The organism is Rhizobium sp. 10N427, from assembly GCF_056394605.1.
This window is the reverse complement of the sequence record NZ_JBFTID010000005.1, coordinates 315440-339570: the sequence shown is the minus strand read 5'-3', so window position 1 is coordinate 339570 and position 24131 is coordinate 315440. Positions and strand designations below refer to the sequence as shown.

The 24131-nt window shown below is 62.0% G+C and carries 28 protein-coding genes; 11 read left to right on the top strand and 17 right to left on the bottom strand.

The annotated features are described in order from the left end of the window. Positions 1 to 7: 7 nt before the first annotated feature. Positions 8 to 973 (bottom strand): phytanoyl-CoA dioxygenase family protein, encoded by a 966-nt coding sequence (locus tag AC1DIJ_RS13765; protein ID WP_112389828.1) that lies wholly within the window; start codon positions 971 to 973, stop codon positions 8 to 10. 297 nt (positions 974 to 1270) lie between these two features. Between AC1DIJ_RS13765 and AC1DIJ_RS13760 the strand changes: the two genes are divergently transcribed. Further along, the gene (locus AC1DIJ_RS13760) at positions 1271 to 1663 is read left to right on the top strand and encodes an ester cyclase (protein WP_477831427.1); all 393 of its coding nucleotides are present in this window, start codon (positions 1271 to 1273) and stop codon (positions 1661 to 1663) included. Positions 1664 to 1749: 86 nt separating this feature from the next. Here AC1DIJ_RS13760 and AC1DIJ_RS13755 read toward each other — a convergent pair whose 3' ends face one another. From AC1DIJ_RS13755 to AC1DIJ_RS13730, 6 genes are all read right to left on the bottom strand, one after another. Further along, positions 1750 to 2091: a type II toxin-antitoxin system HicB family antitoxin gene (locus AC1DIJ_RS13755; protein WP_112389826.1), complete on the bottom strand. Its 342-nt coding sequence runs from the start codon at positions 2089 to 2091 to the stop codon at positions 1750 to 1752. Further along, positions 2088 to 2342, bottom strand: a complete 255-nt coding sequence (locus tag AC1DIJ_RS13750) for a type II toxin-antitoxin system HicA family toxin (protein WP_112389825.1) — start codon at positions 2340 to 2342, stop codon at positions 2088 to 2090. The genes AC1DIJ_RS13755 and AC1DIJ_RS13750 overlap by 4 nt, the downstream gene beginning before the upstream one ends. Before the next feature lie 40 nt (positions 2343 to 2382). After that, positions 2383 to 3297 carry a c-type cytochrome gene (locus AC1DIJ_RS13745; RefSeq protein WP_112389824.1) on the bottom strand — a complete coding sequence of 305 codons (915 nt, stop codon included), beginning with the start codon at positions 3295 to 3297 and terminating at the stop codon, positions 2383 to 2385. A gap of 105 nt (positions 3298 to 3402) precedes the next feature. After that, the gene (locus AC1DIJ_RS13740) at positions 3403 to 3843 is read right to left on the bottom strand and encodes a cytochrome c (protein ID WP_112389823.1); all 441 of its coding nucleotides are present in this window, start codon (positions 3841 to 3843) and stop codon (positions 3403 to 3405) included. A gap of 305 nt (positions 3844 to 4148) precedes the next feature. Continuing rightward, positions 4149 to 4859 (bottom strand): DNA helicase, encoded by a 711-nt coding sequence (locus AC1DIJ_RS13735; protein ID WP_112389822.1) that lies wholly within the window; start codon positions 4857 to 4859, stop codon positions 4149 to 4151. Positions 4860 to 5005: 146 nt separating this feature from the next. Further along, on the bottom strand, positions 5006 to 5665 hold the full coding sequence (locus AC1DIJ_RS13730) for a LysE family translocator (RefSeq protein WP_112389821.1): 660 nt from the start codon (positions 5663 to 5665) through the stop codon (positions 5006 to 5008). A gap of 129 nt (positions 5666 to 5794) precedes the next feature. On the opposite strand from AC1DIJ_RS13730, the gene AC1DIJ_RS13725 reads away from it, so the two are divergent. Together AC1DIJ_RS13725 and AC1DIJ_RS13720 are read left to right on the top strand one after the other, a co-directional pair. Beyond that, the gene (locus AC1DIJ_RS13725; RefSeq protein ID WP_112389820.1) at positions 5795 to 6484 is read left to right on the top strand and encodes a helix-turn-helix transcriptional regulator; all 690 of its coding nucleotides are present in this window, start codon (positions 5795 to 5797) and stop codon (positions 6482 to 6484) included. Between the two features lie 63 nt (positions 6485 to 6547). Then, positions 6548 to 7192, top strand: a complete 645-nt coding sequence (locus AC1DIJ_RS13720; protein ID WP_112389819.1) for a ThuA domain-containing protein — start codon at positions 6548 to 6550, stop codon at positions 7190 to 7192. Between the two features lie 31 nt (positions 7193 to 7223). Here the strand turns inward: AC1DIJ_RS13720 and AC1DIJ_RS13715 are convergent, their stop codons facing one another. Further along, positions 7224 to 8003, bottom strand: coding sequence for an SDR family oxidoreductase (locus AC1DIJ_RS13715; protein WP_112389818.1), 780 nt, complete (start codon positions 8001 to 8003; stop codon positions 7224 to 7226). Between the two features lie 153 nt (positions 8004 to 8156). Between AC1DIJ_RS13715 and AC1DIJ_RS13710 the strand changes: the two genes are divergently transcribed. Further along, complete coding sequence (locus AC1DIJ_RS13710) at positions 8157 to 9065, top strand: AraC family transcriptional regulator (RefSeq protein WP_112389817.1); 909 nt, start codon at positions 8157 to 8159, stop codon at positions 9063 to 9065. Between the two features lie 51 nt (positions 9066 to 9116). Here the strand turns inward: AC1DIJ_RS13710 and AC1DIJ_RS13705 are convergent, their stop codons facing one another. The 4 genes from AC1DIJ_RS13705 to AC1DIJ_RS13690 all read right to left on the bottom strand — a co-directional run bounded on the left by AC1DIJ_RS13705 (position 9117) and on the right by AC1DIJ_RS13690 (position 13410). Beyond that, positions 9117 to 9608, bottom strand: a complete 492-nt coding sequence (locus AC1DIJ_RS13705; protein WP_112389816.1) for a histidine kinase — start codon at positions 9606 to 9608, stop codon at positions 9117 to 9119. A gap of 206 nt (positions 9609 to 9814) precedes the next feature. After that, the gene (locus tag AC1DIJ_RS13700; RefSeq protein WP_477831426.1) at positions 9815 to 11938 is read right to left on the bottom strand and encodes an autotransporter domain-containing protein; all 2124 of its coding nucleotides are present in this window, start codon (positions 11936 to 11938) and stop codon (positions 9815 to 9817) included. A gap of 542 nt (positions 11939 to 12480) precedes the next feature. Further along, positions 12481 to 12609, bottom strand: coding sequence for a hypothetical protein (locus AC1DIJ_RS13695; RefSeq protein WP_310291523.1), 129 nt, complete (start codon positions 12607 to 12609; stop codon positions 12481 to 12483). Positions 12610 to 12807: 198 nt separating this feature from the next. After that, a complete protein-coding gene (locus tag AC1DIJ_RS13690; RefSeq protein ID WP_112389814.1) occupies positions 12808 to 13410 on the bottom strand; it encodes a superoxide dismutase in 603 nt (200 codons plus the stop codon). Between the two features lie 212 nt (positions 13411 to 13622). Here AC1DIJ_RS13690 and AC1DIJ_RS13685 point away from each other — a divergent pair, with 212 nt between their 5' ends. From AC1DIJ_RS13685 to AC1DIJ_RS13670, 4 genes are all read left to right on the top strand, one after another. Next, entirely contained in the window at positions 13623 to 13952 is a 330-nt protein-coding gene (locus AC1DIJ_RS13685; protein ID WP_112389813.1) for a hypothetical protein, read from the top strand. A gap of 210 nt (positions 13953 to 14162) precedes the next feature. Continuing rightward, positions 14163 to 15689, top strand: a complete 1527-nt coding sequence (locus AC1DIJ_RS13680) for a coiled-coil domain-containing protein (RefSeq protein WP_310291527.1) — start codon at positions 14163 to 14165, stop codon at positions 15687 to 15689. Between the two features lie 78 nt (positions 15690 to 15767). Then, positions 15768 to 17129, top strand: a complete 1362-nt coding sequence (locus AC1DIJ_RS13675) for a hypothetical protein (protein ID WP_112389811.1) — start codon at positions 15768 to 15770, stop codon at positions 17127 to 17129. Continuing rightward, on the top strand, positions 17126 to 17935 hold the full coding sequence (locus tag AC1DIJ_RS13670) for a Clp protease/crotonase-like domain-containing protein (protein WP_112389810.1): 810 nt from the start codon (positions 17126 to 17128) through the stop codon (positions 17933 to 17935). Before AC1DIJ_RS13675 ends, AC1DIJ_RS13670 begins: the two co-directional genes overlap by 4 nt. A 34-nt stretch (positions 17936 to 17969) precedes the next feature. On the opposite strand, the gene AC1DIJ_RS13665 is transcribed toward AC1DIJ_RS13670, so the two are convergent. From AC1DIJ_RS13665 to AC1DIJ_RS13650, 4 genes are all read right to left on the bottom strand, one after another. Continuing rightward, complete coding sequence (locus tag AC1DIJ_RS13665; protein ID WP_112389809.1) at positions 17970 to 18620, bottom strand: pyridoxamine 5'-phosphate oxidase family protein; 651 nt, start codon at positions 18618 to 18620, stop codon at positions 17970 to 17972. Positions 18621 to 18791: 171 nt separating this feature from the next. Then, positions 18792 to 19121, bottom strand: a complete 330-nt coding sequence (locus AC1DIJ_RS13660; RefSeq protein WP_112389808.1) for a GCG_CRPN prefix-to-repeats domain-containing protein — start codon at positions 19119 to 19121, stop codon at positions 18792 to 18794. Positions 19122 to 19211: 90 nt separating this feature from the next. After that, positions 19212 to 19358 (bottom strand): hypothetical protein, encoded by a 147-nt coding sequence (locus tag AC1DIJ_RS13655; protein WP_162698656.1) that lies wholly within the window; start codon positions 19356 to 19358, stop codon positions 19212 to 19214. 223 nt (positions 19359 to 19581) lie between these two features. Beyond that, complete coding sequence (locus AC1DIJ_RS13650; protein ID WP_112389807.1) at positions 19582 to 19932, bottom strand: nuclear transport factor 2 family protein; 351 nt, start codon at positions 19930 to 19932, stop codon at positions 19582 to 19584. A gap of 173 nt (positions 19933 to 20105) precedes the next feature. On the opposite strand from AC1DIJ_RS13650, the gene AC1DIJ_RS13645 reads away from it, so the two are divergent. Both AC1DIJ_RS13645 and AC1DIJ_RS13640 read left to right on the top strand, forming a co-directional pair. Next, positions 20106 to 21332, top strand: a complete 1227-nt coding sequence (locus AC1DIJ_RS13645; RefSeq protein WP_112445372.1) for an MFS transporter — start codon at positions 20106 to 20108, stop codon at positions 21330 to 21332. Positions 21333 to 21402: 70 nt separating this feature from the next. Continuing rightward, complete coding sequence (locus AC1DIJ_RS13640; protein ID WP_477831425.1) at positions 21403 to 21936, top strand: GNAT family N-acetyltransferase; 534 nt, start codon at positions 21403 to 21405, stop codon at positions 21934 to 21936. A 28-nt stretch (positions 21937 to 21964) separates the two neighbouring features. Here AC1DIJ_RS13640 and AC1DIJ_RS13635 read toward each other — a convergent pair whose 3' ends face one another. Beyond that, entirely contained in the window at positions 21965 to 22852 is an 888-nt protein-coding gene (locus AC1DIJ_RS13635; protein ID WP_112389805.1) for a branched-chain amino acid aminotransferase, read from the bottom strand. 230 nt (positions 22853 to 23082) lie between these two features. On the opposite strand from AC1DIJ_RS13635, the gene AC1DIJ_RS13630 reads away from it, so the two are divergent. Then, positions 23083 to 24123 carry a zinc-dependent alcohol dehydrogenase family protein gene (locus tag AC1DIJ_RS13630; RefSeq protein ID WP_112389804.1) on the top strand — a complete coding sequence of 347 codons (1041 nt, stop codon included), beginning with the start codon at positions 23083 to 23085 and terminating at the stop codon, positions 24121 to 24123. Positions 24124 to 24131: the final 8 nt, after the last annotated feature.

The following is a 24131-nucleotide window of genomic DNA, read 5'->3' as shown; positions in this document are numbered from 1 at the left end:
CGGCGTTTCAGCGGATCACCGGCTCGCCGTGGAAGCGGCGCCGGGATGGCTTGGAGACGCCGAAGCCGACCTCCATCATCAACCGGGGCGCGGTGACAGGCACTGTGCCCATGTGGAAGCCGAAGGGATCCTCGACGAAGCCCTGCCCGGCCTTGCCGGTCAGCGTCACGGCGCTATCGCTGCCATAGTAATCCAGGATTTCGTCCGCCGGATGACCGACCAGCAGGGTCAGCTGATGCCTGACGCTACGCCTTCTGTGGCTGCCCCTGACATAGACATGCGGGCCGGTGCCCTCATCGACATCGACGAGATAGAAGAAGAACTTCAGCATCCGCCAGTCGTCTAGATCGAAGTGATATTTGTCGAGCGAGGCGAGGCTGCGATCGGCTTCGCTGGCTTCGGTCGGGAAGCTCCACCAGATGCGGGTGGTGATCAGCTGCGCCTGGGCGCCGAGATATTGCCTCGCGACCGCCGACAGCAGCGGATCGCGCTGGACAGCAAGCACGGCATCGCAATCGAGAGCCCGCTCGAAATGGTGACCGCTGAGCAGCGGGCGGCCGAAGCGTTTCTCGGCATCGCGGTGCTCAGGCGCCAGGAATTCCATGCGGCGATCGAAATTGCCGAAGCACGGCGTCTCCGCAGCAAAGCGCGCGATCTGCCGATGAATGCCCTCCGGCAGCACGAGCCCCGAGAACAGCCCCTCGCCCCTGAGGCTGGCAACGACAGTTTCCACATCGGCTCCCTCGAACATCGACGGCAGCGCCTGTTCCCCGTCATTGACGCGCCTTGCCGTCAGCCAATGGGCGCGGCGGCCCGGAATGGTGCGCGCCAGCAGGAACATCGGCAGCCAGGCCGGGTTCTCCCTGACATCGGCAAGATAGGTCGGGATGCGCACCGCCATGCGGCGCAGCTTGCCGCCTTTGCGGGCGACGGCTTCAAGATCATTATTCCGGGAGACAGATATGCCGTGCATTCAACTATCCTTTTCTTACAGAAGACCAGAGCGTTCTTCAGTCAGTCACGGATGAGATCTCGCCAAGGCGGCAAGCATCGGGCAGCACGGAAACAATTGTGCTGCAATGCGGCATTTATTTGTTCTCTCTGGATGGAATAATACTTTTTAAACTTAAATATAACCATGGCGCGACTGCATATTCATCTGCAACCTCTTCCGGGCAGCACCACGCACGGGAAAGATGTGGAACCTCTATACTCCTTTCGGATTAACTCGATCGGAGAGAGTTGGCGACAGACAAGGAATGGCACCGCTGTGACAAAAGACAAGCTGGAAGAGATTTACCGCCAATACATCGACTGCCTGAATGCACAGGATTGGCCGCAGCTCGACGCCTTCGTCCATCCCGATGCCCAACACAATGGCCGACCGTTCGGCGTGGCCGGCTATCGCGCCATGCTGGAGAACGACTATCGCGAAATCCCCGACCTTCGCTTTACCATCGAACTGCTCGCCGCCGATCCGCCTTATATTGCCGCCCGCCTGGCCTTCGATTGCACGCCCGTTGGGATATTCATGGGACTACCGGTCAACGGCCGGCGCCTCAGCTTTCCGGAGAACGTGTTCTACCGGTTCGAAGATGAAAAGGTGCGTGAAGTCTGGTCGGTGATCGACAAGGCGGCGATTGAGAGGCAGCTGGGGATGTAGGCTGCGTGCTGTCTCACTGCACTAATTTCTGTGCCCGTCACGAGAACAAGGGAAGTTGAGACACGTCTTGACGTCCAATAACAGAATCACGCCGCAGACTTATCCGCGGCGCTCGCCAACACCTCTTCCGCCCACTGGTTCAGGCTCTTGCCTGCCAATTCGGCCGCCCTTGCGGCGCGGGCGTGCACATCCGGATCGACGCGGAACATCATCTTGCCGGAGAAACTCTTCTGCGGCTCCTTGCCGATCTTGCGGCAGGTCTCGAGATAGTCGTCGACGGCCTCGTGAAAGGCGCTTTTCAGGTCCTCGACAGTGTTGGCATGGAAGCCGATGACATCGGAAATTCCGGCGATATTGCCGAAGAAGATTTCATCTTCGGCATCGAATTCGATGCGCGCAGCATAACCCTTGTAACTCATCACATTCATGGCTCAACTCCCAATGACTGCAGGAAGCGCCTGGCATCCCTCACTTGGTAGCGCTTGGCTTCCTTTTCCGGATGCGGGCGATGGAAGAAAGCCAGTTTGCCGTCCTTTTCGAACCGCACGCGCGAGCCGCTTCCTTCGACGATGACGCAACCGGCAGCCAGCAACAGCCTTTCGATGTCATCCCACACGATCGAGCCGGACACCGGATCGCGAAAGACTGACTGCAATGTCCGTTTGTGGCGCCCATTCATCCCGTGGCAAGATAAGCGGTGCTAGCATTTTTTGCAAGCATCACCGCTTCGGCACTGCCTTCAGATAGGCGGCGATCGCCTCGATGTCGCTCTTCGGCAGATGCGCGATGTTCTGCTGGACTTCGGTCATCGAGCCGCCGGCGGAGTCGAAGTCGGGGGTGAAGCCGGTTTCGAGGTAGTTGGCGATGTCGGCCTCGCTCCAGTTGCCGACATCCTGGCCGCCCGGGGTGATGTTGGGAATGCGTCCCTCGCCTTCGGGGTTCGGGGCGCCTGCCAGCCACATGTCGGGCTTGAAGCCGCCCAGCGCGTCGCGCGGGGTGTGGCATTCGCCGCAATGGCCGGGGCCCTCGACGAGATATTGGCCGCGCCTCAGCTTGTCGTCGGCATTGGCGAGCACGACGCGGGGCTGATCGTTGAAATACAGGAACTTCCAGCCGCCGAGCGCCAGGCGGATATTGTAGGGGAACGGCAGCTCGTGCGGCGGCGCGACGTTTTCGCTTTTCGGCAGGGTCTTGATGTAGCCGAAGAGGTCGACGACATCCTTGTCGCTGATGCGCGCATAGGAGCCGTAAGGGAAGGACGGATAGAGATGCTGACCCTGCGGGCCGACGCCGCGCTTCATGGCATTGCCGAATTGCGCCAGCGTCCAGGCGCCGATACCGGCCTTCTCATCCGGGGAGATATTGGGAACGTGGAAGGTTCCGAAGGGGCTCTTCAGTGCCAGACCGCCCGCGAGCGCGAGCTTGGCATTGCCCTGCGAACCGGGTGCCGCATGACAGCTGACGCAGCCGCCTGCCCAGAAGACCATTTCGCCATTCTTGAGATCAGCTTCGCCGAGACCGGCCCAGTGGCTCTCGGGCAGCGGATTGGGCGCGGTGATGAAATAGAAAACGGCGCCACCGAGAACGGCGACGCCGATCAGACAGAGCAAGAACCGGATGAACCTGCGGACCATCTGCCGCTCCCCTTTTTGCAATCACTGCATCTAAACATAAACCGGCCCGCACCCGCGGCAAGACGGGAACGGACCGAAAGCTTCAAGGATGGGAAAGACCTACCGCTATTCCTTCAGGCGGTAGGCCTGATGACAGCCGCCGCAATTGGCGCCGAGGGTCTTCAGCGCACCACCGACACCGGCGGAATCTGCCGGAAGCTGGGCGAGGATCGTATCGGCGTCGGTGCTGAGCTTGTCGGCACGCGCCTTGAAGTCCGCCATGTTTTCCCAGATCTTCGGGCTGGCTTCCTTGTCGCCTTGCTCGGTGCCGGGCTTGAACTGCTCGGGAAACGCCTTGGCGGTTTCCGAAATGGTGGTCAGCGCCGCCTTGATGGCTTCGGCATCGTAGGGCTTTTCGCCCTTGGCAATGGCCGACATGGCGCCGACGGAACCGCCGATCTTCTTCATCATGGCTTCACGCGCTTCATGCGTGCCGTCCTGAGCGAAGACCGCCGTGGCCGCCATTCCGGCAACCATGACGGCCGCCGCTATCACTTTGAATTTCATATTGCAGACTCCTCTTGGATACCGAGGGCTTAGAATCCCGGCGCCTCTTATTCGCGGCCGCATGATGGCAAGTTTCTCCGGGCCGCGAAGTAACAATTGGGTGATATGACAGGGATTTCAAATTGGTAGGGAGCTAGCGAAATTGCGCGACGTTGGCATCGGTGGCCCCCTCATCCGGCTGCCGCCACCTTCTCCCCGAGGGGAGAAGGGAGTTCCCGCGCCGTCTCGTGTCCCCTTCTCCCAGGCGGGGAGAGAAGGTGCCCGCAGGGCGGATGAGGGGGCTGCGGGCACATAGGGAGATAGTGCTAAGCCGCCCGGAACTCGATCGCCCCGTTGTTTACGAAGCACGCCTTGTCGAACAGGCTGAGATCCAGCGGGTTCGGCAGCCGGATATTCGTCATATCAGGGCACGGCTTCACCGCCGGATCGTAGGAGCGGTCGATCTGCGAGATGAAGACGATGATGAGGCCTCTTTCCTGCGCGAAAGCCTTCAGCGTCCGCACCTGCGTCATCAGATCCGGCTTGTCCCGCCGCTGGTCGAGGATCTGCAGGTAGTCGATAACCACGAGCGTGCCACGCGCGGCGGATGACAGGCGGCCGGCGATGTAGTCGGCGCTGATCGCCTCCGACGTATCGAACTCGAAGAGCGCCTTGTAGCGCTCCCAATCGGCACCGATCATGCGGAAGCGGTCGAGGACGTCCCTCTCCGTATATTCCAGCGTGAAGAAGGCACTGCGGTGGCCCGCTTTCATCGCCTCGACGGCAAGCTCCAGGCTTATCAGCGTCTTGCCGTGGCCGGGACGCGCGCCGAGGAGAACGAGATCACCGGGGCTGAGGCGGGCGAAGAGTTCGCTTGCCGGCATGGCCTCCGCCAATCGCGCGGATAACAGGCTCCAGCCCGAAAAGCCTTCCCTGGCGGCGATCCGGTCGAGTGCTTCGTGCAGGGGAATGTTCTCTTCGCGGGATAGGAGCTTTGCCTTTCGTTTCAGGCGATAGACAGGTGCAGACAGTTTCATCATAAACCTCCTGATACGGGCAATGGCTGCATTCCCTCCTTATGCGTCGTGCCCGGACAGTGGGTTCGATGATCAGATGCCCTGCATGATCGATACTTTCCCTTCGGAGGGGGGAGGCACGGGCCGCGCCAGAATCAGATCATAGCTCAATTGCCGGCGCCGGAGAATTGCACTTCCGTTTCCCAGCCGTGCCACGCTGTCAGGACCGCGACGATGATCAGCAGTGCTCCGGCGACACGGCCGACCATGATGGTGACGCCGGGATTGGCGATCAGCAGGGTGCGGCTGCGGTCGGCGGTGAAGGCGACGGCGCCGTAGATGGCGAACTGGGTGGCGAGCGTCATCAGGCCCATGATCACGCCCTGCACCCAGATCGGCCCGTAGACCGGCTTCAGGAATTGCGGATAGACGGCGAGCATAAAGAGATAGGCCTTGGGATTGATCAGGCAGGTGATGGCGCCCTGGCGGAAGGCCCGCCAATCGGTGCGCACGGCACCATCGCCGACCTCGTTGACGGTGATCGAGCTGCGGATCAGCGTGAAACCGATCCAGACCATGTAGGCGGCGCCGATGAAAAGCAGCGGCGCGAAGAGCGATGGCAGCAGGCTGGCGAGAATGCCGACGCCGATCGCGCCGTAGAGCGAATGCACTGCCCCGCCCGCCATGATGCCCGCCGTTGCCGCCATGCCCCGTGCCCGGCCGCCGGTCAGCGAGTTGGCGAGCACGAAGAGCATGTCCATGCCGGGCACGATGATGATGCCAAAGAGAAGCGTGAAATAGAGCCAGAGGTTTTCGCTATATGTCATGTCAGTTGCCCGTTTGCTGTTTGGCGGCAGAATTTCGCTCTCCGCCTTTGATTTCAACCCGATAAGCAATGGCTATACGGAAGGGCAACTGACAGTGTATTGTCAGGAGCGTTTCAACGAGCGGGCAAAATGCGCAAGGCATCGCGGCTTTTCGAGATCATCCAGATCCTCCGGCTTTCGAAGAAGCCGATGACGGCACAGGCGATGGCCGACCAGCTGGAGGTAACGGTCCGGTCGATCTACCGCGATATCGCTGCCCTCCAGGCGATGCGCGTGCCGATCGAGGGCGGGCGCGGCATCGGCTATATCATGCGCCCAGGTTTCGACCTGCCGCCGCTGATGTTTTCGATCGAGGAGATGGAGGCGATCGTGCTGTCGCTCGCGCTTCTCGATCGCACCGGCGACAACGAGCTGAAACAGGCGGCGCGGCGGGTGAACCAGAAGATATCGGGTGCCGTTCCCGGTCCGCTCCGGCAGGCGATGGAGAACAAGGCGCTCTATGCCTGGGGCTCGGTGGCGCAGCCGCCTGCCGGTTTCGATCTCGGCATGGTCAGGCGGGCGATCCGCGACGAGGAGAAACTGTCGCTCGACTATCGCGACGAACTGGGCCGCGCGACCGAGCGCATCATCCGGCCGATCGCGCTGATCTATTATTCTCAATACGCCAATATCGTCGGCTGGTGCGAGCTGCGCAGGGCGATCCGCAATTTCCGCAGCGACCGTGTGGAGCATTGCGAGAGCGCTGCGGCCTTCTTCCGCGGCGACGGCGACCGGCTGCGCGAGGAATGGATGCGCGGCTGGGCCAATCCTCCGGCCTGACATCAGACGATCTTCGCCCTATGTTGCCCTGAGATTTTGAGGAATCAGCATGGGAGCGGAGGAATGCGCAAGGCAATCGTCGTCTGGGGCGGATGGAAGGGTCACGAGCCGGAGGAATGCGCTGGCGTTGTCGGCGACATCCTGCGGAAGAACGGCTTTTCCACTGAAGTAACGGGCGATCTCGGCATCTTCGGCTCACCCGATATCGCCAAGGCCGACCTGCTGGTGCCCATCATCACCGGTGAGAAGCTGGAAAAGGCGCATGCCGATGCGCTGGTCGAGGCGGTGCGCGGCGGGCTGGGGCTTGGCGGGCCGCATGGGGCATTGGCAACCTCCTTCAAGGAAAGCGCGCCCTTCCGCTATGTCTCCGGCGTCACCTGGGTTTCGCACCCCGGAAATATCATCGACTTCCGCGTCAACATCACCAGGCAGAACGATCCGGTCGTCGAGGGCATTCCCGACTTCGACTATCGCTCTGAGCAATATTACCTGCACTACGACCCGACCGTCGAAGTGCTGGCGACGACGACCTTCAGCGGCGAACATGACGAGGCGGCGCGCAACGTGGTGATGCCCGTCGTCTTCAAGCGGCATTTCGGACAGGGCCGCGTCTTCTATTCGGCCCTCGGCCATGTGGCGGCCGAATACGAGCATCCGCATATGCGCGAGATCCTGCGGCGCGGGCTGCTGTGGGCGGCGCGCGGCTGAGTGGCTGGCCACAGCCACGCGCGTTGATGCCTCAGAGATTAGCGCCGCCGGAGACTTCGATGCGCTGGCCGTTGACCCAGCGGTTGTCGTCAGAGAGAAGCGAGGCGATCATCGGGCCGAGATCGTCGGGCAGGCCGGGGCGGCCGAGCGCCGTCGTGTCGGAGACCATCTTGTTATAGGTTGGGTTGTCGCGGACGACGCCGCCGCTGAAATCGGTCTGGACGGCGCCGGGAGCCACCGTGTTGGCGGTGATGCGGCGCGGGCCGAGTTCCCTAGCTAGATAGCGGGTGAAGACCTCGATGGCGCCCTTCACCGAGGCATAGGCGGAAATACCGGGCACCGTGAAGCGGGCAAGGCCGCTGGAAATATTGATGATCCGGCCGCCGTCATTCATCAGCGGCAGCAGCTTCTGCGTCAGGAAATAGACGCCCTTGAAATGGATGTTGACGAGCTCGTCGAAGGCCTCTTCGGTCGTCTCTGATATCGGCGCGTGATAGCTGTTGCCGGCATTGTTGACGAGGTAGTCGAACCGATCGGTTCCAAGCGTTTGCAGCACCTCCTTCACCTGTTCGACGAAGGCATCGAAATCGCTTATGCGGCCGGTGTCGAGCTGGAAGGCGAAAGCCCTGGCGCCCAGCCCTTCGATCTCGGCAACGGCCGCATCGGCTTCTGCCCGATTTGCACGGTAGGTGAAGATCACATCGACGCCGCGCCTTGCCAGGTTGACGATCGTGTTGCGGCCGAGACCGCGGCTGCCGCCGGTGACGATTGCGATCTTGTGCTTTGAATTCACTTGCGTTTCGCTGGACATCTTCGCATTCCTCTGTTGGATGGGATGCTCTGACGGTAGGCCCGAAACGGCTTTCTGTTGATGCCGGAACTCTCGAATTTCTTGCCTATTCCTCCAAGCCAGTTGCGGGAGGCGCCTCTGTGGCGCATACCTTCAGGCAAGGAGTTTCTTTCCATGCTGACACCCTTGAGACATGCCATTCTCGATTATATCGACCGGCTCGCGGGAGATGCCGAGGGGCGCTTCCAGACGCCGGTCCCTGCCCTCTCCGTCTCGCGCGTCGGCCAGCCTGTCATGCCGCGCCACATGATCTACCGGCCGACGATCTGCGTCGTCGTGCAGGGCGCCAAGCAGATCATGGTCGGCGACCGGGTGTTCGATTACCACGAGATGCAGTCGCTGGTGGTGACCTTCGAAGTGCCGGCGCTGGGGCAGATAACCCAAGCCAGCAAGGAGGCGCCCTATATCGGCCTCAACATCGATTTCGACGTGGCGATCCTGCGCGAGGTGATGGAGGCGATGGAAGAGCCGCCGCGTCCGGCGGGCGAAGGTGCTGCCGGTGTCTTCGTGCAGGACTTCGACGGTGTGCTGGCCGATTGCGTGCTGCGCCTCGTGCGGCTGACGGAGACGCCGAAGGCGATCCCGGTGCTCTATCCGGCGATCATGCGCGAGATCTGCTACTGGCTGCTGACGGGGCCTAACGGCCGCGAGGTCTGCAAGCTGGCACTGCCCGGCAGCCACGCAAGGCGGATGACCGATGCCATCAACCTGCTGCGCGACAATTTCACAACGCCCATGCGCATCGAGCAGCTGGCGGCAGCAGCCCGCATGAGCCCTTCGTCCTTCCATCAGCATTTCAAGGAGATGACGGCGATGACGCCGCTGCAATACCAGAAGAACCTGCGCCTGCTCGAAGCGCGGCGGCTGATGGTGGCGGATGGCGCCAGCGTTGCGACGGCGGCCTATGAAGTGGGCTATGAAAGCGCCTCGCAATTCAGCCGCGAATATGCCCGCACCTTCGGCACGCCACCGAAGCGGGATGTCACCGAGATCAAGGCGATGCCGTTTCAGGCGGTTGCCTGATGCCGTCTGGAACAGGCGGATGCTCCATAGAGAAGCATCCGCCTGTCGCACTTACTCAGCAGCCTTCAGCGAGCTGATGATACCCTGCAGTTCGGAAGCATGCGCTTCCTGGGTGCCCTGGGAGCCCCAATAGGTGATGACCAGGAGCTTTCCGGCTTTCGGCGACAGCAGCGACAGGCCGACATTGACGGCGCCGTCGTCGTCCTTGCCGGTCCAGTCGAAATTGGTCATGTCCATGCCGTTGATCTGCTCATCGGACTTCTTCTGGGTCGAACCGTCGATCTTGACGCCGTTCTTTTCAAGGAAGGCGACGGCATCGTCGATGACCTTGTCGGTCGTCTTCTCGTCGGCAATGTCGATCGAGAGATAGATGGCGGAGTCTGCCGAGGTCGCCTGGATGCCGGTATCGGTCTCTTCAGGGTTCCAGGCGTCGGGGATGGCAATTTCGGCGATCGGCGCGTCGCTTGGAAATTCAAGCGTCTTGGCCTGGCTGATGCCGGGCAGCAATGCGGCCAGAACGACGCCTGCAAGCAAGATTTTCATGGGTAGTGTCCTCTTTGGAAATTGGGGCAACAAGCCATAGCGCTTTAGCATTAACGCAATTTGGATTGACCAGCGCCAAGGCGCCGCTTTTAGGCTTGTGCCCAAAAATGGTCCGGCGGCGCGGCGCTTATCGCGTGCAGCCGCAAACGAGAACACCCGGCGCCGATGACGCCGGGTGTGTCTTTTCAGGACTATCGAGGCAATGATCAGAACTTGACGTTCCAGCCGGAGCGCAGCCAGACGTTCGGATCGTCGCCTTCGGTGGTGACGTTGATGCCGAGGGAGGCGGTGCCGCCTGCGACGTCGAACTCGGTGCCGATGGCGCCGCGCAGCCAGAGCTGCTTGACGTCTTCGCCGTCGAATTCGAAGGCCGAGAGGCCGACGATCTGGCCGCTGGTGCCGGCCGTGGTCTTCTCGAAGCGGTAGTCGGCTTCGGCGCGGGCCGTCAGGCGGACGGTGTCCGTCACGTCATGAATGAAGTCGACGCCGATGCGGGCGACCGTCGAGTGGTCGTTGACGGAATCGAAGGCCGACGGGAAGGAGCCGCCCTCTTCCGTGTAGCCGTCCATATGCGAGTGAGCGTAGGTCAGGCTGGCATAGGGCGTCAGCTTGGTGCCTGCGATCGTCGCCGCGTTCAACCAGTCGAAGCGGATCTTGGCGCCGTAGGTATCGACGTCGGTTTCGCCATGCGAGAAGTCCATCGCCGCGCCATTCATATAGCCGCGGTGGATGTTCATCCGGCCAGTCGAATAGTAGCCGCCGATCGTCGCATAGACGTTGCTGCTGCCGAGCGCGATGGTGGCTTCGGGCGACATGTAGAAGGCTGCCTGATGGAAGTCGCCGCCGGTCTCGATATCCTGCTTGGTGTAGAGACCGCCACCGGCAAAGCGGGCGGTGACGCCTTCCGCAAGACCGTAACCGAAGGTCACGTCGCCGATGCCGACGCCGCCGTTCGAAACGCGGCTGTCGTCATAGCCGATGTCGGAGGTGAAGGCGACGGAGCGCTGGCCGAGACCGAGCAGATCGCGCATCGGCTCGCCATGTGCACCCTGGAGGACGGTGTTGGCATAGCCGAGACCGACCTGTGCGGAGGGCTTGGCAACGAGGGTGGTGTTGTACTGCTGGACGTCGATGATGCCGGAGGTGGTGCCGGGCGTGTCGGTGTCGCCCGAAGTGATTGCACGGGCAATGAACATATGGCCGTTCTCGGCATCGCCGACGATTACCTTGCCATCTTCGGAAACGCCGGTCGCAGTCGTGGTGAAATCACTGCCACCGAGCTCGACACCATTGTCTTCAAGCCAATCCTCGACTGTTTGCATTTGACCATTGGCCCACCGGAACGCGCGATCGGCGGCCCCTTGCCGAAGCTGACCGACGATCACCGACCCGTCGCCGCTGACGGCATTGGCAACGGAATAAGCCTCGCTGCCACGGTTGTCGATATCCGCCGTGCCTTGGGCAGTCCACCGGAAGGCGTGAGTGGTGCCCGAGTCCTGCCCAAAGGAACCGACGATAACAGAACCATTGCTGCTGACAGCGGATGCAGTGGACCACACTCCGTTTCCGCTGAGCAAACTGCCAAGATCGTGGACCTCTGTGCCTTGGTCGGTCCATCGCACGGCATACCTGTTGCCGGGATTGTTGCCATCTTGGGCTTCACCAACAATGACGCTACCATCACCGCTCACGCCAAATGCTTTCGACATCTCGCTGCCATTCAGTCCGGCGAGAGTCCGCATGTCGGTACCCTCCCAACGAATGCCCTGGCTGGTGCTGGGACTGCTATCAAATTCGGAGTATCCGACGATCACAGAGCCGGTTCGGCTGAGGCCGGTTGCGACCGTATTGACCGCATCGGTTACACCAGTGAGTTCTTCAGGAGTGCCGTTCGTCCAGCGTACGGCATGTTGCCGGCCGCCGCCCTCTGAAGACGTGCCGACGATGACCGAGCCATCATAGTTGACGGCGAGAGCCGTGGTGTACGAAACCGTCGACACGAACGATACGATGGGAAGCCCATCCAGAAACGTCCATTCATCGTTGATTCCCCAAGTGAAGGCATGCGGCGCGGCCAAGTCGTTGGTAACTATTTGACCGACGACAACCTTTCCATTGCCGCTGATGCCGGCGCTACGGCCTTCGCCCATTTGTGGATAGATGATATTGATCGGATGGCTGCTGCCATAGCCGTTATCGATGCTATCCGCGCGTGCCGCGCCCATTCCGGCAGCGAGCAATCCGGCGGAGAAGACCAGCGTCAGCGCCGAGGTTTCCAGAAGGCGCCGCGCCGTGGATCCGGCGTTAGACCGGTATGTGATGTTCGTCATCATTGTTAAAAGCTCACCCTGCTTTTTCAATTGCTTAAAAAGGAAATACTGTGCATGCCGCCGCGCAAAACGGGCGGCCGGACAGCTTTCGAGCAAGCCGGAAAGCACCTGTCAATAAGGTTGCAATTCAGTGCGAACTTTACAAAAAGTTGCTTTTTTAGCGCAATTTATGCGCTAGAATCGCCTGCAACCTGATGCCGCACAGCCTCATTCAGAACATGATTAAAAACTTTAATCAGTTTCGAAATGGCGCATCGCGCCGGGCGGTCATTTAACCAAATACCAAAAAAGGTCCGGATGCCGGGCAGCGGGAAAGCACCGGGAGACCCTCCGTCGTGCCGGTAGGACGAAATGTAAAGGAATTGCTGCGTGTGAGTCGCCGGCCGGGCGTGACGATTGCCCGCCGCACCATCGCTGGTGCGGTTGGATATGCCGGATCTTCCGTAGAGATCGCAATGTTCTGCGGGGCGCGGGCTTTGCGCGCGCGAACATCGCTGCCGTCAGCGACGGCAGCGATGATGATTGGCGTCGCTCTGCGCCAATTACTTCTTCTTGACGTCGCTTTCGCTCGACTTCACCTGCGAGCCGAGAGCGGGAGGGGCCTTGGCTGCCACTTTGTCCTTCTTCGGCTTGCGTGTCTCTTTGTTGCTGCGAACCTGACCCTTGGCCATAATTTGCTCCTCCTGTTGAAACCCTAGCTAGCAGCCTATTCGCGGAAAATTGCAAGCGGCTCCAGCATGTTCGCGGGCGCGGAAACAGAAAATCCTGTCCGGAGCGCTGACGCCCGCCGCGGCGGGCGCACCTTGCGCAAACAAAAACACCCGGCGCTTTCGCACCGGGTGTCTTCAAATCCGTTCGCTTCGAACCGATTACTTCGTGGCTTCTTCGTAGCGCTCCAGGACGTAGTCCCAGTTGATCAGGCTGTCGACGAAGGCTTCGAGATACTTCGGGCGGGCGTTGCGGTAGTCGATGTAATAGGAGTGTTCCCAGACGTCGACGCCGAGGATGGGGGTAGCGCCGTGGACGAGCGGGTTTTCGCCGTTCGGGGTCTTGGAGATTTCGAGCTTGCCGTTCTTGACGGAAACCCAGGCCCAGCCGGAGCCGAACTGCGTGGCGCCGGCATTGGCGAAATCAGCCTTGAACTTGTCATAGCCGCCGAGATCGGAGTTGAAGGCCGCTTCGAGCTTGCCCGGCAGCTTGTTGCCGCCGCCGCCCTTCTTCATCCACTTCCAGAAATGGACGTGGTTGTAATGCTGGGCAGCATTGTTGAAGAGGCCGGCGTTGGTGCCGAACGACTTCTTGACGATTTCTTCGAGCGAGAGATCGGCCAGACCTGCTTCAGCCGCGAGCTTGTTGCCGTTGTCGACATAAGCCTTGTGGTGCTTGTCGTGGTGGTACTCCAGCGTTTCCTTCGACATGAAAGGCGAAAGCGCTTCGTAGTCGTACGGGAGTGCGGGCAATTCAAAAGCCATGGTAAGTCTCCTCTTGGCAATGGGTTGCGTGATCGGCAGGTGAGGCGGAACATAGGAGCGGAACCTGCCAGTGGCAACGGCGGAAACATCAAAAAAGGCAGCCTCAGAGGAAAAATTGCCTTGATTGCGGGCTTGGCTTTGAGGGGTAAAATCACCGATGATGCGCAGACAAACCCGAACGATACGCCACAGCGAACCGAACGAGGCCCCTGATGCAGAGGAATAAAATCCGCCTTTCCGTCTCCCTTCTGCTGCCGCTGTGCGCCGGCAGCGCTCTCGCCTCCTCCGACGACGCCTGGAAGGATTTTGCCGCCGACGTCGAAGCCAAGTGCAAGGCGGCCGCCACCGTCTCGATCGACGAGGCACGCGCCGTCGTCGATCCCTTCGGCAGCGAACATTACGGACTGGCGCTGGTGACCGGCCGGCCCAAGGGCGCCAACGGCTTCGTCACCCATATCTGCGTCTATGACAAGCAGTCGAAGGCCGCCGAGATCGGCAGCGAGCTGCAGACCGACAAGCTGAACCTGCTGCCGGAAGAATAAGCAGCGCTCGCTGCCCGTCCAAATCTTAAAAAACTGTTGATTTCATCGAACGGTGCTTTGACAGGCGGCGGGTTTGCGGTCCTAGATGCGCCACAAGTTATCCGGGCAAAGATCGTTAGAGCAACCTTTGATAGGACGAACTTAATTAGCGTGAATTGATAATTCGAAACTGCATTTTGACATCGATCTTTTGGGGCGCGAGTGATGGTCATGAGTTTTTTCCGCCGGGGCGACGAGCCGGGCAAGACGGATATCCGCACGAACAGCCAGGCCTACCGGCCGGCCTCCATCACAGAACAGCCGATGACGCCCCAGGCAACGGCGCCGCAGCCCTACCAGATGCCCGAGATCAACGAGTTCCAGGCCTTCGGATCGGTGCTTGAGGAAAACCAGCGCAATTCCAAGGAGCTGATAGCGGGGCTTTCCGCTTTGCAGGACCGCGTGACCACGCTTCTCGGCGCCCATGACCATTCGCTTTCCGAGACCGGACGGCTGCAGGCCGAATGCGCCCGCATCAGCTCGCTGCTCGACTACGAGAGCGGCGCGAGACGCAAGGCCGACGAGGACAATGCGCGGCTTGCCGCCGAGAACAAGGACATCCGCACCGCCAACGGCCAATTCCGCATCGAGATCGAAGCGGTGCGCGAAGAGCTGACCAAGCTGCAGAACGTCCACGGCATCACCTGCGAGGAATTTTCGATCATCGAGACGCGGCTGCTCGACGCCGAGCGCGAGCTTGCCGGACGGATCATGCAGTTCGACGAAGCCTCGATGCTTCTGAAGCGCGCGCAGCAGGAGCTCGACAGCCGCAGCCGCGAACTGTCCGCCACGCGTGAAAAGCTCGATCTGGAAACGACGGCACACCAGTTGCTGACCGAAACGTCGCGCCGCGAAAGCGCCGTGCAGGCCCGCGACATCGCGCGGCTGACGGAAGAGCGCGGTCACCTGAAGAGCAATCTGATGGCGCAGGAAGCGCTGGTTTCCAACCTGCAGACGGCCGTCGCCAGCCTGAAGCAGGAACTGTCGCTGGTCGAGGAGCGCCACAAGCGCGCCGAGGTCGAGCTGCATACGGTCACCACCTCTTCGGCACTCGAGATTGCCCACCTGACGACCAAGAGCGACGCCGTCGGCTCCAAAGCCGAGCTGGTCGAGAAGCTTTTGATCACCGCGAACGGCCGCAACAAGATGACCGATGAGGAACTGCAATCGGCGCGCGGCGAGATGAAGCGGCTGAAATCGGAACTCGCGGCCACCATCTCGCGCGCCGAGCGCGTCGAGGAAGAGCTGCGCCGCGCCCGCATGAGCGGAACCGAGAGCGAGACCGCCCGCCGCGAGCTTTCCGCCTATAATAACGAACTGACGGTGAAGCTGCGCGAGGCGGAAAGCCTGCGCACGCGCCGCGACCGGGAAGCCGACGCCATGCGGCGCGATCTCGACACCCGCATGGACAGCGACCGCCACGAAATCGGCCAGCTGCGCACCAGCCTGGAGATCGCCAAATCCGAGATCCGCCAGCTGCGCGCCGAACGCGCCATCCTGAACGGCCAGCTGGAGGTCGCCCGCGGTGACAGGTCTTCACCTGCTGCGTTCGACGAGCCCGAGGATGTGCGCATGCCGGCAGCCACCTTCTCGCCGCTGATCGACATCTCCGAGAAGTCGCTACGCTCTTCGGGCGATAGCTTTGGCGGTGAGCGGGAATTCTCCGGCGAGCCAGCGCGGGTACCGCCAGCGGAGTAAGCGCCCGCTCATTTTGAAGGCCTTGTTTTCGCCGGGATTTTAAGGGTTTCTTAAGAGGATACCAGCCGGAGGAATATCATGGCGCTTGGCGCATCTCACCGCCTGCACGACGGCATCGAAGCCGTGGAAACGATGACGCGCTTTGCGCTGGCGGTTCTGGCGCTCGCATCCGGCGTCTATACCTATCTCGGCGTGCGCAGCCTGCTCGACGGTTCGCCGACCTCCACCTTCTTTGCGGCGCTGATCTATTCGGCTGCGGTTTCGGTGGCGATCTATGCCTTCTGGACCTATCTCGCCCGCTTCTACCCGCATGTGACGACGGTGGCGGCGCGCACGGCTCTGCTCTGCATCATGGCGCTCGGCTGCGCGATGATCATCGCCATGGCGAGCTGGCTGAACGCGGCAGCTCTTGCGGGTTCGGCAGCACTCGAACAGCATCTGGCCGAAACGCTGGAGGACTACACCGGCGATCTCGACCGGGCGCACCAGAATGCGCTGGCGGCGCAAAGCCTGCTGCCCGATATCCAGCGCACGCAGGAACGCTTCCAGCGGCTTGCCGATCAGGAGCGCGAGACCGGCGCGCTGACCGGCACCACGGGTGCCGGCAGCGTCGTGCAGCTCCTGTCACAGATGGCCTCGCAGCTGACCGAACTGCAGAACAACATCAATGCCTCGCGCGAGCGCGTCACCACTCTTTTCGATGACGGGCGCAAGCATCTGGAAACCATGCGCACGCTGGTTTCGGCGCCCGGTGCCATCGACGAGCGCGCTGACCAGTTCGCAGCCGAAGTCGTGACGCTGACCGGCGTCATCACCTCGCTGGAGCAGACCTCGATCGCACCCTCCGTCAAGCGCGCCGCCGAGGACCTGTCGCTCGGCTTCATCGCCCCTGTCGCCGATGGCCGCGAGGTCGATCTCGCCAATCGGCAGGATCAGGTGATGGAGACGATCCGCTCCTCCGTCGCCGCGCAATCGAAAGTGCTGTCCCAGGCTGCCGACCAGATCCTCGCTCGCGAGCCTGTCGGCGAGCGGCGCTTCGTGCCGCTGTCTTCGGCCGAAGCCGTGCTGCGCTATGCCTCGGACTTCATCCCCAGTTGGGCGGGCGCAATCTCGATCGACCTTCTGCCCGGCGTGCTGGTGCTGATGCTGTCGGTCGCCCACGGTGCCCTGCGGCGGCAGGAGCAGAGCATGCCCTTTGCCGAGCGGATCACCGCCGCCGAGCTTCTTAAGGCAATCGAGGTTCAGCGGGCGCTGCAGGCGCGCGGCATCGATATCGAGGCCGTCGTTGCCCGGGCGGAAGCCAAGGCCGCGGCGAAGGCGGATGGGCATGCCGAAGCGGCGTCCGAAGCGCATGCTGCCGGGGAACATGAGCCAGAACCCTCCAACGTCACCAGCCTCGACCTGCCGGGCAAGCCACCGCGCAAGGGTCCGCAGACATGAAGATCGAAGCGGCAGGCGAGCAGATAAAGCGCAGGCTGCTTGCCACCGACGACTCGACGCTGCCGCGGCTGGTGCTGCATGCGCTGATCGCCGCCGCGGTCGCCTTTCTGGTGATCGATTTCCGCGATCTCAGCATCGCCAATGCCACGCTGCCGGTCTTCGATCCCGCCGCCCCTGACAGCATGCCCGTTCTGCCGCCAGCGCTGACCGATGGCGAGCCTGAAAACCCGCCTGCCGAGATCACCACCAGCGCCGAGCTGCTGAAGCAGCCGATGACATTCGAGCTTCAACCAGGCGGCATTCTGCTGGCGCGCGGCGCGATCGAATACGGCGCCGCCGGCCGTTTCCAAAAGGAGATCGAGGCGCGTGGCGAATATGTGAAGACGGTATCGTTGGATTCGCCGGGCGGCGCGGTCGGCGATGCGCTCGCCATGTCGAAGCTGATCCGCGAGCGGAAGATCGGCACAACGGTGGCGAAAGGCGCGCTCTGCGCCTCCTCCTGCCCGATCATTCTTTACGGTGGCGTCAGCCGCAGCGCCGATGACGGCGCGGTGATCGGCGTGCATCAGGTCTTCAACGGCACGAAAGAAAAGTTGTCGCCCGAGCGTGCCATGTCGGATGCGCAGCGCACCACCGCCGATGTCACCCGCCATCTCGACGCCATGGGCATCAAGCCTGGCCTCTGGATCCACGCGATGGAAACCCCGCCGGACCGGCTCTATTACCTGAAGCCCGCCGAGATGAAGGAATTCGCGCTGGTGACAACCCCTGAAAAGGTCAGCGCGGCTGCCGCGAAGGTGAAGTGACCTCGAGGCCGCGGCCCGCCAGAATGTCCCGGCGCTAGTAGAGCGTCCTCTTGTAGTCGGCTTCGAGATCGTCATCGATCTTGCGCATTGCCGACGCGTCGGCAGGAGCCCCGGTCGTTTCGTCCAGAATGATCTTCACCAGCGAGGGCATTCCGCTGCGGTCCTGGAAGTGCTCGGGGTTCCACAGATGGGAGCGACGGAACGCCTTTGCGCAATGCATGAAGGCTTCGCTGATAGTGACCAAGATTGCGAGCTTCGGCACACGATCGTTGACACGCATGCGCTCAAGCAGGCCGGGGTCTCGCGAGAGAGTGGCAGTCCCGTTCACCCGCAAAGTGTCGTCAAACCCCGGGATGATGAACAGCAATCCGACATTTGGATTGGCCAGAATATTGACCAGCGTATCGAGGCGATTGTTGCCCGGACGGTCCGGTATCGCCAAGGTGCGCTCATCCAATATCTTGACGAAACCGGCAGGGTCGCCGCGCGGGCTGACATCGGCGCTGCCATTCGAACTCTGTGTGCCGATGCAGAGGAACGGCGAGCGGCGGATAAATTCCTGCGCGTGCCTGCCCAGCGTGTTTTGGCACTTCTGTATGGCGAGAGCATGGGTCGGCTCGAACAGGCCCCGAAGTGCCTCTTCGTCTCTGATGGCAAATTCCGGCTTTGGATTGAATGTTTCCACTGTCCTGCCTCCCGCGTTCCAGTTGAGTTCCGAAATGACGTACGTACCTCATTTATGAGATACACTAAACGCCGGTTGTCATCAACAGAGATCAATCGCCGAAGCGTCGCTGAGCTACGAAAACAAAAAACCGGGGCCTCTGCCCCGGTTTGCTATTCGCTTTACTATCGCTCAGTAGCGGTCGTAACGGCCGCCGCCATCCCAGCCGCGATCACGGTCGCGGTAATAGGGACGCGGGCGTTCCCAGCCGCCGCCCCAGCCCCAGCGCGGCGGCGGGGGACGGTGCCAGTAGCGGACCGGCGGTGCATAGCGGCGGTAGTCGTTGCGGCGGCATTCGCCCCAGCGGGTCATGTGCCAGCCGCGGCCGCAGGCGTAATCCACCTTGGTCACATCGGATGCGGCGGCATTGTCCACGGCAAGCGGCGCAACCGGCATCGCTTCGGCTGACAGTGCCGAAAGGCCTCCGATAACGAGCGCTGCTGCCAGCGTGATGATCTTCATTGCGGTTCTCCAAAAATCCAGCCAGGCGAGAGATTTAGCCCCCTGCCCTGAACCGGCGATGAACCCGCCGTTCATGCAAAATGTGGCGGATCAGGGCCGGTGCGCCTGCACCAGTCTGGAGGTCTTTTCCGGGTGGATTTCCGGCCACTTGCTGTTTGGCGCCGGCGCCGTGCCGATCGCCGAAATCGACACCACGATCGCCGTCACGGCCGAGAAGAGCACAAGTGCATAGGTCATAGCTTCCGATCCTTCGAGGTTGGTTCCCAGCCACCCCGGCCGCAAACTGCTCTGGGAGGATGAATCAAAGGCTAAGCAACATGGTTAAACCCACGTGTTTTTCCCGTTAATGGACAGGATGAGGATGGCACGGCGGCCCCGGCGCTTTCGGAACCGGTCCTGCCAGCCGTGAATTGTCCCCAGGCAAGATCTGAAAAACGGCCGGCGATCGCAGTATTCGTCGTCATCGATCATTGGCCTCACGTCCGAAATACACATCGACCGAGACGATCTTCCCGCTCTTGAAGCGGAAGCTTTCCATGTTGCGGAAGGCGGCGCTGTCGTTTTTGACGGCACGATAGCGGATGGCGGCTTCGTCGCCGGAGACGGTGAGGTACTCGATCTCGATGGCGCGGAAGGCAGGCGGCTCTGGCCAGCAGCGGTCGAAATAGGCGGCGCGGCCGATATGATCGTCTCGCGGGCTGGAAAAGGTGAAATCATCCGACAGCATCGCGCCGACGATATCCCGGCGGCCTTCGAGATAGGCGGCGAACAGGGCGCGGATCATCTGCTCTCGATCGTCCGTCACACTCATCGCAAACCTCCTCCTCTTTTCCGATTGCGATTTGCAATCAGTTTATAGCGGAAACCAGTGAAAGCCGCAAATGAGCCGACGGTTCGGGCGCTATCCGTCCTTGGCACCGGGATAAGCCGGGCGTAGGCTGCCCGCGCCCCAAGACTTCCGAAGACGCATAGAGAACCCCTGATATGGCCGACACCCCGATGAACGCAGCCGACGCCGCGGCCGGGTCCGTTTACTGGAAACGCAACCTCGCCGTCTCGCTGATCGGCTCGTTCACGACGATCGTGGCGATGACGCTGCTGCTTCCCTTCCTGCCGCTCTATGTCGAGGAGCTCGGCGTCCCCGATCATGCGGCGATCGTCCAGTGGTCGGGTATTGCCTATGGCGCGACCTTCTTTGCCGCCGCGTTCGTGGCGCCGCTGTGGGGCAGGCTCGGCGATATCTATGGGCGCAAGCTGATGCTGGTGCGCGCCAGTCTGGGCATGACGATCGCCATTTCGCTGATGGGCATGGCGGGGGACGTCTGGCAGCTGGTAGCGCTCAGGCTGTTCGTCGGCCTGGCCGGTGGCTATTCCTCGGGTTCGATGGTGCTGGTGGCGACGCAGACGCCGAAGGATCGCTCTGCCTGGGCGCTCGGTATGCTCTCGTCAGGCATTATGGCCGGCAATCTTGTCGGTCCGCTGATCGGCGGAGCGCTGCCGCCGCTGATCGGCATCCGCGGCACATTTCTGGCCGCCGGTGCCTTCATCTTCCTGGCGTTCCTCGGCACCGCTTTTCTGATCAAGGAAGAAAAGTCCCCCGCCCGCAAGCAGGCCGCCAAGGCCAGCGGCGGCTGGCGCTCGATCCCCGACAAGGGCCCCGTCATCGCCATGCTTCTGACCGGCATGCTGCTGATGCTCGCCAACATGTCGATCGAGCCGATCATCACCGTCTATGTCGCCGATCTGGTTGCGGATCAGTCAAGCGTGACGATGATCGCAGGCGTTGTCATGTCGGCAGCGGCGCTCGGCAGCATCCTCTCCGCCTCGCGGCTCGGAAAGCTCGCCGACCGCATCGGCCACTGGCCGGTGATTGCAGGCGCGCTGGCGGTGGCCGCGGTTCTGCTGATCCCGCAGGCCTTCGTCACCAGCGCCTGGCAGCTGATCATCCTGCGCTTCCTGATGGGGATCGCGCTCGGCGGGTTGCTGCCATGCATCTCGGCGGTGATCCGCCACAGCGTGCCCGACAGCGCGGCAGGCAGCATTCTCGGCCTCTCAGTCTCATCGCAATATGTCGGCCAGGTGGCCGGGCCGGTGCTCGGCGGTTTCGTCGGCGGCCATATCGGCATGCCCTCGGTGTTCCTGGGAACCTGTGTCCTGCTTGCCGCCGGTGCGGTCTTCACGTGGATTGTGAAGCCAAAAGACGAAAACTGAGACTATCGTTTGCAACTCCCGGCGCTATGATTGCGTTTCAGAACGGAACCGCATGCAACGGGAGAAGCGCTTGCAGCAGATATTCGTCACCGACCGTCTCATTTTGCGTCCGCGGACGCTGGCCGATCTCGATGACTGTATGGCGATGGACCGCGACCCCGAGGTGACGCGCTATATCCCCGGCCCCTGGGCCGATCCGGACGCGCACAGGCGCTTCGTCATCAACCGCATGGAAAGCGATTTCGGCGAAGGCCTCGGCTACTGGTCGATCTTTGCCAAGACCGCTCCGAAGCAGTTTCTCGGCTGGGTGATGCTGATCCCCTACGACACGATCGGCCCCGACATCGAAATCGGCTGGCGGCTGAACCGCCACGCCTGGGGCCAGGGCTACGCGACGGAAGCCGCCCGCCCGGTGCTCGATCACGGCTTCGAAACGCTGAACCTGCCACGCATCGTCGCCAACATCTTCGCGGGCAACGATGCGTCGATCAAGGTGGCCGAAAAGCTCGGGATGACGTTTCTCAGTGACGAGGTTTCGGACGGCCTGCCCTGCAAGGATTATGGAATCACGCAGGATGAGCGTGCGCGGATGCTGACGGTGTGACTGCGCGCCGTTGAGGGTGGAGCGGGCGTTACTCCCCGCTCGCCGTCCGCCCATAAGCCCAGTTCATATACAGCTCCAGCGCCTTGCGCGTGACCGGGCCTTCCTGAAAATCACGGCCATCGAGCCTGACGACGCCGACGACCTTGGAGTAGTTGCCCGAGGTGAATATCTCGTCGGCATTCATGAAGTCTTCGACCGAGAGCGTTGTCTCGCGGACATCGAAACCCGCCTGGCGGAGCAGGCCGATGACGCGGGCGCGGGTGATACCGGCGAGGAAGGTGCGGTTGGCGACCGGGGTGAACACCACGCCATCCTTGACCATGAAGACGTTCGAGGAAGCCGTCTCGACGACATTGCCGTTTGTATCGCGCATCAGCGCGTTGTCGAAGCCGCGCGAGCGGGCTTCGGCGATGGCGCGGCCGGAATTCGGGTAGAGCGAGCCCGCCTTGGCCTCGGTCATCGCCGTCTCCGGTGTCGGGCGGCGGAAGGGCGAGACCGTGATCGACGAGCCGCCATGGCCGCCCATCGGCGCTTCGAAGAGGCAGAGCACGAAACGGGTCGATTCCGGATCGGCGGTGACGACGCTGAAGGGCGCACCATGCTCGGCCCAGTACATCGGCTTGATATAGATCGGCGTCTTGCCGTCGAACTTCTTGATGCCCTCCCAGGCGAGCGCCTCGATTTCCTCGGGCGTCTTGGTCGGCTTCAGGCCCATGTTGACGGCCGAGCGGTTGATGCGCTGGCAGTGCTGGTCGAGATCAGGCGCGATGCCATCAAACCAGCGGGCGCCGTCGAAGACGGTGGAGCCGAGCCACATGGCATGCGAGGTCGGGCCGATCAGCGGCGGATTTCCGGTCAGCCACTCGCCATCGACATAGGTCCAGGTGGTGGAACGGGGCGCTGTGTTGACGGCCATTTTTCTTCTCCTCAAACAAGTTGCAGAAGCAAAATCCTTCCAAACTGGCGGGGTCAAGGAGAAACTATCGCTCAAAAAGCGGACGCAAGAAAATGGCGCATGCGCTTTGCCCGCCGCAACATTCCGTCTTCGCCCTTCACGCCGATGCGATGGATCGATCAGCAAAAATGATGGAAAGCGAGGCGCGCGCCGTGCCATCATAGGGCCGGATTCGAACGCGGGAGAGCACTATGAAAGCCATGTATTACGACGCCTTCGGCAAGCTGCCGGAGATCCGGACCGTGGCCGATCCCTCACCCTCGGAAGACGGCGTCGTCATCGCCGTCGGCGCCACCGGGCTTTGCCGCAGCGACTGGCATGGGTGGATGGGGCACGACCCCGATATCCGCCTGCCGCATGTGCCGGGCCACGAGCTGGCCGGCAAGATCGTCGCCACAGGCAAGGGCGTGATGCGTTTCAAGGTCGGCGACCGGGTGACCGTGCCCTTCGTCTCGGGCTGCGGCCATTGCGGCGAGTGCCATTCCGGCAACCAGCAGGTCTGCCCGAACCAGTTCCAGCCGGGTTTCACCCATTGGGGCTCGTTCGCCGAATATGTGGCGATCGACTATGCCGAGACCAACCTCGTGCATCTGCCTGAAACGATCGACGATGCGACGGCCGCCAGCCTCGGCTGCCGCTTCGCCACCTCGTTCCGGGCCGTGGCCGATCAGGCCCGCACCGGACCCGGCGAGTGGATCGCGATCCACGGCTGCGGCGGCGTCGGCCTTTCGGCCATCATGATCGCGGCGGCCCTCGGCGCCAATCCGATCGCTATCGATATCTCCGACGAGAAGCTCGCCTTTGCGCGCGAATGCGGCGCGGTGGCGACGATCAATGCGGCCACGGTGGGCGACGTGCCCGAGGCGGTGCGCGAGATCACCAAGGGCGGCGCGCATGTCTCCATCGATGCGCTCGGCCACCCCGTCACCTGCTTCAACTCGATCAAGAACCTGCGGCGCCGCGGACGGCATGTGCAGATCGGCCTGATGCTCGGCGATCACTCGACGCCTCAGATCCCGATGGCGCAGGTGATCGGCCACGAGCTGGAGATCTACGGCAGCCACGGCATGCAGGCCTGGCGCTATGACGCGATGCTGGCGATGCTTTCGGCCGGCAAGATCGCGCCGCAGAAGCTTATCGGCAAGCGGATCAGCCTCGCCGATGCCGTGCCCGCCCTTACCGCGATGGAACGATCTGAGGGGCTCGGTATCAGCGTGATCACGCAATTCTAGGCGTGCCG